A 10,147-nucleotide genomic window follows, 5' to 3' on the forward strand; every position below is an offset into this window, starting at 1 on the left:
ACAAAGAAACGGGAATGAACGGCTGTTTTTTGCCAAATGCAAAATCAGTTTTTACCAAATGCAAAAAGCCTTTAGAGATTTCTTGCTTACTTTTGCACCTGAATTTAATAAATCATAGGTATGAATTGGATAATCTTATTATTGGCAGGATTGTGTGAGGTGAGCCTTACATTCAGCTTGGGTAAAACGAGAGCAGCGTCAGGACTTGCTTTTTATCTGTGGGGTAGCGGTTTCTTGGCTTCCACGGTATTGAGCATGACCCTGCTTGCCAAGGCGGTTCAGACTTTGCCTTTGGGAACGGCATACGCCATTTGGACGGGTATCGGGGCGGTTGGCACAGTCTTGATAGGAATATTCGTCTTCAAGGAGCCAGCCACTCCCATCCGTCTTTTCTTCCTGTTCATGCTCATTGCTTCCCTGATAGGATTGAAAATCGTGTCATACTGAAAGGAGGTGGAAGATGAAGTATGAATTGAGGGAGAACCAAGGCATTCCGGCACCTCTGCTGGCGCTGATGGCAGTCGCTACCGGGCTTTCCGTTGCCAACTGCTATTATAACCAGCCTCTGTTGGGCAGCATGGCTAAGGATTTTGCGGTTAGCGACTTTTCCGCCAGCATGGTGGCGACATTGACCCAGATAGGCTATGTGACAGGGCTTGTATTGGTCATTCCGCTTGGCGACCTGGTTTCACGAAAGAGACTGATATTGACCAATTACATCGTTTCTTCGTGTGCCTTGCTTGCCATAGCACTCTCCCCGAACATCTACTGGGTGTGGGGCGCATCTTTGCTTGCCGGGGCATCTTCGGTCATGCCGCAGTTCTTCATTCCGTTGGTGTCGTATAATTCAGCTCCGGACCACAAGGTGCGCAACGTGGGGATTATACAGTCCAGTTTGCTCATAGGCATTCTTGGGTCACGGGTATTCAGTGGTTTTCTCGCCGATATATGGGGATGGCGTTCTGTCTATTTTGTGGCTTGCATGTTTATGCTCGGTTGTTTTCTGATGATTCACAAAATGCTGCCCATGTTGCCTGCCCGTTCACGAGAAAGTTATGCAGGGCTGATGAAATCCTTGTTGCGTCTGCTTATCAAATACCCGTACTTGCGTATCGCGTCGTTGAGGGCGGCATTGGCTTATGGCTCGTTCTTTGCCTTGTGGAGCTGCCTTGCTTTCCGAATGAAGCAAGAGCCTTTCTTTGCAAGCGACGATATTATCGGAGCACTCGGTTTGTGTGGATTGGCAGGTGCATCTACAGTGGTTTTCATCAGCGGATATATCCAAAAGTATGGCGCAAGATTCTTCTCCATTGTCGGAGGATGCGTCATGTTGTTTGCATGGTTGTTGGCATTTTGGGGAAATGACAGTTACTTGTGGATGATAATCGCCATCCTCTTGATTGATGCCGGAATGCAAAGCATCCATCTGTCAAATCAGACCAGCGTGGTCGCTCTTGACGCATCCGCCATCAACCGGGTCAATACCGTTTATATGACCATTTACTTCTTAGGAGGTTCTGCCGGTACATTTGTTTCAGGTCTATTCTGGCAACATTATGGATGGACGGGTGTGGTAGGGGTAGGAGTTGCCTTTACCGCAGCTTCCTTGCTTGCTAATTGCCTTAAGGGATGTTCTATAAATTAAGTTATTAAAAATCAACAAGTTGCTTGCGCAATTTAAGAAAGAGTCTTATATTTGTGGTACCGATCAGACGTAAAAATGGACAAACCGACAATATACCGCAAGCCTGTTTGAGGAGGAGTTCACCGTGGAAGCACTCTCCCAAATGGGCAATCCCCTGGAACGTCTTTCCTCCCTGGTGGACTTCGAGATGTTCCGCGCCGTACTTGAAGATGTGCTGCTGGCCAACTCGATTTATTTCGAGATCTAAAATCTTAACGGGACAGTAGTGGTACGTTTACATAAAATATGTAGCGTGGGTAAATGGAAATAATTACTGGCATGGGGGTTAGGGCGGGGATTATCGGCGCACTGGATATTTCCCGTGGGCCGATATGTTCATAATTGGTTAGAGAGGTCCATAACTCAGGTCCATAACTCAAAGAAAATATTCATAGGCAGGCTTAAGCTCCCGATGGAGCTATGGTGTGTAAGTGATGGGGCAGCCTTTGCGAGCAAGCTCGCAGTTTGCCCCATCACTTCCACACCACCCCTGACGGGGTAAAAGCCAGCCTATGACGAAAATTGCCTTAGCATAAAATTGCGCATAAGCGCATAAAATATGATACCACCCAACAGAACACAAGCAGCATAGCAGACTTTCAAGACGCTATGGACTATCTTTCGGCCGCAGGATTTTATGCCCAAAGGGCAATTTTACGCGTTAGCGATTTTCGTCATGGGCAGGCTTGACACCAAAGGTGTGGGGCTAAAGCTATAGGGTAGGCGGCGAGCTTGCTCGCAAGACTACCCCATAGCTTTAGACCCATTGCTCTTTGGGGAGCATAAGCATGACCATGATTTTCTTTTCTCTTTTCCGTTTGAAAATGCCAAAGCGATAATGGCAGCATAAAGATTTATATTTCCTCTCACTATGATTCCACGGAAAATATCCAGTGCGCCACGGGTAGAGATCTCTGTGTCCTTTGTGTGAGAATATTACAGACAAGAGGGTTAGGGCGGGGATGAACCCCGCCCCTACTTGTCACCCTTGACACTGAATTGCGGGGAATTGTCTCCGATCTTAAACGTCGTTTGAAGTGGTGGGTTCGTAGGGGCGGGGTTCATCCCCGCCCTAACCCCCTTGTCGGTAATTATTCTCCCCCCGTGCCATCTGTTTATATATCTTTTGCGGGGTTAGGGCGGGGATGAACCCCGCCCCTACTTTGTCACCCTTGACACTGAATTGCGGGGAATTGTCTCCGCTTCTAAACGTCGTTTGAAGTGGTGGGTAGGGGCGGGGGTTATCCCCGCCTTAACCCCGCAAAACATATGAGTGGGTCGATATCGTCACCAATCTTGGAACTTGGGTGTCCCAATGACGAAAGCAGGTGATAAGCATTTAGACGGATTTTGTCACCGTACATTTTGTTTATATGTTATGTTTCGTTGCAAAAACTTTTTCTTTTATATCATCTCTTTGTAGTTACAAAGAAAAAGTGTATCTTTGTCACCGCATTGCGAAAAGACATCGCGAAACAAGCAAATCAATAGCAACAACTAATAACACCAAAATCAACTAAGCAAAAAGATTATGCAAAGCAACAACATTCCTCAGGTGAAGCTCGGCATCATTGCCGTCAGCCGTGACTGTTTCCCTATCGCTCTTTCCACAAAGCGTCGCGAGAACATCGTGAAGGCTTATAAGGGCGAGATATATGACTGCCAGACAACAGTAGAGAACGAGCAGGACATGCTCAAAGCCATTAAAGAGGTACGCGAGGCAGGCTGCAACGCCCTCGTCGTGTTCCTTGGCAACTTCGGACCGGAGACTCCCGAGACGCTCATCGCCAAGAAGTTCCATGGTCCCTGCATGTTTGTCTCTGCCGCTGAGGGCGACGGCGACATGATCAACGGCCGTGGCGACGCTTATTGTGGTATGCTCAACTGCAGCTACAACCTTGCCATGCGTCATCTCAAGGGTTATATCCCCGCCTATCCTGTCGGCACCGCCGATGACATCGCCAAGATGATCGCCGACTTCGTGCCCGTGGCCCGTGCCGTCATCGGCCTGAAGGGATTGAAGATCATCACCTTCGGTCCGCGTCCTCAGGACTTCTTCGCCTGCAACGCTCCTATCAAGGGACTCTATGAGCTCGGCGTGGAGATCGAGGAGAACTCTGAGCTCGACCTGCTCGTGGCTTACAAGGCTCACGAGAACGACCCGCGCATCGACGATGTCTGCAAGGACATGGCTGCCGAGATGGGTGAGGGCAAGTACTATCCCGACCTCAGCCGCCGTATGGCACAGTTTGAGCTGACCCTGCTCGACTGGGCTGAGCAGCATAAGGGCTCACGCAAGTATGTAGCCTTCGCCGACAAGTGCTGGCCTGCCTTCCCAAGCCAGTTCGGTTTCGAGCCCTGCTATGTCAACTCCCGTCTGGTGAGCCGTGGCATCCCTGTGGCTTGCGAGGTAGACATCTATGGCGCGCTCTCCGAGTATATCGGCATGTGCCTGAGCGACGACACCGTCACCCTGCTCGACATCAACAACTCTGTGCCTAAGTATATCTACGACGAGGACATCGTCGGCAAGTACAACTACAAGCTCACCGACACCTTCATGGGCTTCCACTGCGGCAACACGCCATCGTGCAAGATGTGCGCCGGCCGTGCCATCAAGTACCAGCTCATCCAGAACCGCCTGCTCGAGAACGGCGGCAAGCCCGACTTCACTCGTGGCACGCTGGAGGGCGACATTGCTCCGAGCGACATCACATTCTACCGCGTACAGTGCGACTCCGAGGGTGTGCTCCGTGCCTATATCGCTGAGGGTGAGGTACTCAACGTGCCGACACGTTCCTTCGGTGGCATCGGCGTCTTCGCTATTCCTGAGATGGGCCGCTTCTATCGTCACGTGCTCATCGAGAAGCACTATCCTCACCATGGTGCCGTTGCCTTCTCCCATGTCGGCAAGTATCTCTTCAACTTCCTGAAGTACATGGGCATCCAGGATGTGGCTTACAACCAGCCGAAGAGCCTGCCATACCCAACAGAAAACCCATTTGAGTAAGAAACGAATACCAACGCCTTGACCCCTAAGACGGTCTCAAAGGCGGACAGTATCCTATGAATAGCGTGGGGCTGACAAGAGAAACTATCTTGTCAGCCCCACTTATTTTATCGCAACGTTGTGCAAAGGTTCCCGGATTAAGGCTGTTGGTCAGAAAAAATTAGTAATTTTGCAATAGAAACAGAGTTATCTGCATATCACGACAATCATCATATCATCTTATAATATGGACAAGCAAAAAAATCAAGAAGAGTTTGAAGCGCTGTTGCGCGAAACCAAGCGTGAGGGCATCGACTATGTGATCGAAGATCTTGAGAAGGGCGGCTTCTTTGAGGCACCGGCCTCTGCCGGTCATCATCTCAACGTGCCGGGAGGGCTGTGTGAGCACAGCCTGAATGTCTGCCACGCCGGTCTGGCTATCTGGGAGGGCATGAAAGGCCTTGATGCCGCATCTATGGGTGAGGTCAAGCGCGAGAGCATCATCCTCGCCACCCTGCTGCACGATGTGTGCAAGATGGACATCTATAAGCGTACTGTCAAGAAACGTAAAAACAAACTTGGGCAGTGGGAAGACGCGGAAGGATATAACGTGTCGTACAAAGACTTCCCGATGGGTCACGGCGAGAAAAGTGTCATCCTGCTCTTGCTCAGCGGCTTGCAACTCAACGACGATGAGATGTGCGCCATCCGCTGGCACATGGGTGCTTTTGGACTGAACTTCAATTCCTATGAGGATGAGCGCTGCTACGACACGGCACGCATAGAGTATCCGCTCTGCGCCATCGTTCAGGCTGCCGACAGCCTTGCCGCCGCTATCATTGAGACGACAGCAGAGGATATTGATAGTTTATAATGAAGGATACAAAAGACTAGCAAACACCTTGGGATGTATCAATCCAAGGACGTCGGCCGTTAGAGCTATTTTCCAAACGACTGCCACAGTGCATCATTGGGCAAGGGGGAGACAATGTCTATTTCCTTGCCCGACACAGGGTGCGTAAACTGCACGCGATGGGAGAGCAGCGAGATGCTGCCGTCGGGGTTGCTACGGCGTGCGCCGTATTTCAGGTCACCCTTGATCGGGCAGTCGATATGTGCGAGCTGACAGCGTATCTGATGATGGCGCCCCGTGAGCAGTGTGATCTCTAAGAGATGGTAACGGTCGCTGTGTCCGATGACGCGATAGTTGAGCACCGCCTTCTTAGCCCCCGGCACCTCGCGGTCGTAGGCGTAGCTCTTGTTTTGTTTCTCATTGCGTGTCATCCAGTTGGTCAGCGTACCCGCCTCGTCAGCAGGCACATTTTGCGTGATCGCCCAGTAGGTCTTGTGCACCTCGCCTTTTCGGAACATCTCGTTGAGTCGTGACAGTGCCTTGCTGGTGCGTGCGAAGACGACGAGGCCGGCCACGGGGCGGTCGAGGCGATGCACCACGCCGAGAAACACGTTGCCGGGCTTATGGTATTTCTCCTTGATATATTCCTTCACCGTTTCGGCGAGAGGCTTGTCGCCGGTCTTGTCACCCTGCACGATTTCACCGCTCTCCTTATACACGATGATGATGTGATTGTCCTCGTAAACGACTTGCATGATGTCTGTTGAATGATACCTGTTGAAAGCTGTGTGTTGAATGAAGATGAAAAAATGATGAGTGCCGCATTCAATCCTCAGCACTCATCATTGTCATTGGTTTACATGTTCATACCGCCGTCGACCTGAATGACCTGTCCCGAGACATAGCTGGAGAGGTCGGAAGCCAGATAGACAGCTGTGTCGGCGATGTCGTTGACCGTACCGGCACGACGTACGGGGATATGGCTGACCCACTGCTTGCGCACGGGCTCGGGCAGAGCCTGCGTCATAGCAGTGTCGATGAATCCCGGAGCGATGGCGTTGGCACGGATGCCCTTGGGACCCATCTCCTGAGCGATGCTCTTGGCCAGAGCGATCAAACCTGCCTTGGAAGCCGAGTAGTTGCACTGTCCGGCATTGCCATGCACGCCGACGACCGAGCTCATGTTGATGATACGGCCGTCGCGCTGACGCATCATATACGGAATACAAGCATGGATGAAGTTGAAGGCACTCTTGAGGTTCACAGCGATGACAGCGTCCCACTGTGCCTCGGTCATGCGCAGCATCAGTCCGTCCTTGGTGATACCGGCGTTGTTGACCAGGATCTCCACAGAGCCAAAGTCAGCCACAACCTGCTTCACGGTAGCCTCGGTCTGCGCAAAGTCAGCAGCATTGCTGGCGTAGCCCTTGGCTTTCACGCCCAGAGCGTTGAGCTCACGCTCGGTCTCCAGACCGCCGTGCTCCTCGTCGATAGCGAGGTCGGTGAAGGCGATGTTAGCACCTTCCTGAGCGAAACGCAGGGCAATGGCCTTGCCGATACCACGGGCAGCACCGGTGATGAGCGCGGTCTTACCCTCCAATAATCCTTTCTTTTCCATAACGTTTAGAGTTGTTATTTGATCAATTAATATGTCCCAAAATGTTATTCTCAGCGCAAAGTTACGAAATATTGACGGAATAAAAGCACAAAAAGCCATAAAGTCATGATTATTATGTAACTTTGTAGGTTGAAAGGCTTCACAATGGATAAGAAAGAGAAACGACATACCATCCTGCTCACCTTGGCAGCCCTGATCGCCACCTTGGTGGTGGTGGCTGCTGTGGTCGCTGTCTGGCATCAGCCCGACGATGCCGACGATCCGCACAAGCAGACTGCTTCGGCCGTGGCGCGTCATGCCGACACGGTGCGCGACACCATGCACCGCGCCCTCAAGCCCCATCTGCAGAAGCCGATTCCCAAGCCATCGCTGATGATACAGGGCACGCTGCGTCGCACCGACGGCACGCCCGTGCCCGCCGTGACGGTCAGCGACGGCATCGAATGTGTGAAGACCGACTCGCTGGGCCACTATGCCCTGCGCCGACGCGCCGACGCACACTTTGTCTACTACACCGTTCCCGACTGGGCAGAGGTGCCCACGCACAGCCATAGTGACCACACGGCATGCATCTATCAGCGCATCACGCCTACTGACTCGGTCTATGACTTCTGGCTGAAACCGCTGCCCACAGGCAAGGAAAGCCGCTATGCCATGCTCGTCTTCGGTGACCCACAGGTCACCAACGCCTTCAGTCCTTATTATACCGGCCCCAACGACAACCCCGTGAAGATCACCGACGTGGCACGCTTCTCCAAAGAGACGATGGCCGACGTCCGCCAGACCTTGAAAGCCATACCCGGCGACATGCCCGTATACGGACTGAGTATGGGCGACGACGTACAATACTACGGTGGCTTCAACGCTACCCTCGAGAAGAAGATACGCAAGACTCTCGGCGCTTCTCGCATGAGGCTGTTCTCTGTCATCGGCAACCACGACCAAGACGGCAAAGACCGCTATAAACGCAAATGGGAAGAGGCATGGGGACCCACCGACTACTCGTTTGACCGTGGCGACGAGCACTACGTGTGCTTCAACGACTGCCACTTCTACCGTGGCAGCATCTATTGGCAGCCCGGCGAGCTCACCGACCGGCAGATGGCGTGGCTCAAGCAAGACCTCGCGCTGGCCGACAAACAGAAAAAGGTGGTGCTCTGCTATCACATTCCTCTCACCATGGGCACACGACCGAAGAAAGGCGCTGAACCCGTAGGCATTGCCACGGAAGAAGGACACTTCACCTCGTCGCGGCTCACGGAGATCCTCTTGCTCCTCGACACCTTCAAGGGGGGATACGAACTCTTCTGCGGACACACACACTTTGCCCTGAACCATGAACTTGACTACCACGGACGGCATCTCCTGGAGCACTGCCATGCAGCAGCCTGCGGAAACATCTGGCAGTCCAACGTTAACATCTGCGGCACGCCCAACGGATACTATATCTATGGCTTCCAAGGTACAGCCATCTACACCGACTATTATAAAGGCACACGATGGAACCGCATGACACAGATGGCTCTCTTCCGCGCCGACACAGATTTCAACGGTGAGTCGTACGCTGCCGACTGGAGCCTGCCGCGCGGCAAGGGCGTGATTGTTGCCAACGTCTTCAATGCCGACTCGAGGTGGAAGGTCTATGCCATTGAGAACGGCGTGGAGCATCCCATGAAACGCCTCAGCGGTGAGGGACAGGATGCCTTTGCCGTGGGCTATCACCATCGCTACGCGGTATCGGTACCCTATCAGTTCGTAGGTAAGCACAACAAATATCTGATCATGAACCATCTCTACTACTACGAGCCCTTGTCGCCCTCAGCAGAGATCACCGTGCGCGCCCATGACCCCTACGGCAATGTGTACCGCGCCTCGAGCAGGAATGTCATCACGGAGCCTTTCTTCAACTATGCCCATTACTATCCAAACAGGTAACTTGTCCTTTGAACGAATCCATAATTGAAGCATAAAATGAAAAAGTTTGGATTTAGACATTTGATGTGCGGATGGCTTGCTGTCGTAGTCCTTGCGCTGACTTCATGCGACTCTGAAAATGTGACACCGATTTCGAGGGCAACTCAGGTTTTGGCTACCGTGTGGGCATTGGCTATGGCTATGGAGACAATTCTGGTTTGTTCGACCAGAAAATCAATGGCGTTGGTGTTCCGTTGGAGCTAAACTATCTACTCGGAAAGAAGAATAGCAAGTTGGAGCTGGGTTTCGGTGCAAGTCTTACGCTCAAATATCATATTAGAGTGCTTTTTTTGATATTGGTATCATATTTTACACCATAAAGCTAACTTTTTTATTTCGAAATACAGCATAACCAATGGAAAAACTGCGTTTAAGAAGTATAAAAATGTGATAAAGCAGTAGATAGGCTACATTTCTATTGGTTCTTATAGAATGAAAAGGGATGATTGGCAATCATATTCTTTAAGGGAGTCGTTTCAATCTGAATTTTCAATTAGTTTGTAGCGATAACCTACTACGACTCGTTTTTCTTTGGCCTTCCTCTTTTTCTCCCTACCTTTTTCGACTTGTATCCCGGTTCACACCCGACTGGGATGTCAATCCCAAAAGCCTTTGCAATCTCTACCTGCTTCCCGACAAAAGGCGTTATCTTGGTGGCATGCCCCTGCCGCTCGATACATCTTATGTTTCTCATCTCGTCAAGCATGTCAAGCGAAGAGGCGAACATGCTGTGAAGGCCTGTCGTCTTCCAGATGTGTCTGATATATGATCCGATGACCAGTCCGACGAACAAGACGAACAGCCTGCCGGTCTTACCGTCTTCACTCCAGTTTCTTTGCCTGTCAGAACACATCTCCGTCTTCATCTGCTGGAAGTACTTCTCTTGCTCATCTCTCAATTTATAGTGAGCCAGAGCTTGCGGTGCCGTCAGATCCAGCCCGAGCGTTACAATGGCGACAAACCCTAAAAGTCTGAGTGAGTCGTTGTACTTCTTCTCGTTCTTCTCAAACGACACGACATGTCTTTTCT

General features: G+C 51.4%; 7 protein-coding genes and 2 pseudogenes. 6 read left to right on the forward strand and 3 right to left on the reverse strand.

All coding sequences use genetic code 11. The annotated features are described in order from the left end of the window. Positions 1-120: 120 nt before the first annotated feature. The 5 genes and pseudogenes from FYJ73_RS11970 to FYJ73_RS11990 all read left to right on the forward strand — a co-directional run bounded on the left by FYJ73_RS11970 (position 121) and on the right by FYJ73_RS11990 (position 5,547). Positions 121-447 (forward strand): DMT family transporter, encoded by a 327-nt coding sequence (locus tag FYJ73_RS11970; RefSeq protein ID WP_154534955.1) that lies wholly within the window; start codon positions 121-123, stop codon positions 445-447. Positions 448-460: 13 nt separating this feature from the next. Next, complete coding sequence (locus FYJ73_RS11975; protein WP_154534956.1) at positions 461-1,645, forward strand: MFS transporter; 1,185 nt, start codon at positions 461-463, stop codon at positions 1,643-1,645. Positions 1,646-1,748: 103 nt separating this feature from the next. Beyond that, positions 1,749-1,865, forward strand: a pseudogene (locus FYJ73_RS11980) (IS5/IS1182 family transposase); the annotation flags it as partial. A 1,350-nt stretch (positions 1,866-3,215) separates the two neighbouring features. After that, on the forward strand, positions 3,216-4,694 hold the full coding sequence (locus FYJ73_RS11985) for an L-fucose/L-arabinose isomerase family protein (RefSeq protein ID WP_154534957.1): 1,479 nt from the start codon (positions 3,216-3,218) through the stop codon (positions 4,692-4,694). Positions 4,695-4,920: 226 nt separating this feature from the next. After that, the gene (locus FYJ73_RS11990) at positions 4,921-5,547 is read left to right on the forward strand and encodes an HD domain-containing protein (RefSeq protein WP_154534958.1); all 627 of its coding nucleotides are present in this window, start codon (positions 4,921-4,923) and stop codon (positions 5,545-5,547) included. A 65-nt stretch (positions 5,548-5,612) separates the two neighbouring features. Here FYJ73_RS11990 and FYJ73_RS11995 read toward each other — a convergent pair whose 3' ends face one another. Both FYJ73_RS11995 and fabG read right to left on the reverse strand, forming a co-directional pair. Next, on the reverse strand, positions 5,613-6,281 hold the full coding sequence (locus tag FYJ73_RS11995) for an RluA family pseudouridine synthase (RefSeq protein WP_154534959.1): 669 nt from the start codon (positions 6,279-6,281) through the stop codon (positions 5,613-5,615). Positions 6,282-6,382: 101 nt separating this feature from the next. Then, positions 6,383-7,144 (reverse strand): 3-oxoacyl-[acyl-carrier-protein] reductase, encoded by a 762-nt coding sequence (gene fabG, locus FYJ73_RS12000; RefSeq protein WP_154534960.1) that lies wholly within the window; start codon positions 7,142-7,144, stop codon positions 6,383-6,385. Between the two features lie 144 nt (positions 7,145-7,288). On the opposite strand from fabG, the gene FYJ73_RS12005 reads away from it, so the two are divergent. Continuing rightward, positions 7,289-9,079: a calcineurin-like phosphoesterase C-terminal domain-containing protein gene (locus FYJ73_RS12005; protein WP_154534961.1), complete on the forward strand. Its 1,791-nt coding sequence runs from the start codon at positions 7,289-7,291 to the stop codon at positions 9,077-9,079. A gap of 553 nt (positions 9,080-9,632) precedes the next feature. Here FYJ73_RS12005 and FYJ73_RS15740 read toward each other — a convergent pair. Beyond that, a pseudogene (locus tag FYJ73_RS15740) lies at positions 9,633-10,147 on the reverse strand (IS1634 family transposase); the annotation flags it as partial.

This window comes from Hallella mizrahii (assembly GCF_009695775.1).
Classification (GTDB): Bacteria; Bacteroidota; Bacteroidia; order Bacteroidales; family Bacteroidaceae; genus Prevotella; species Prevotella mizrahii.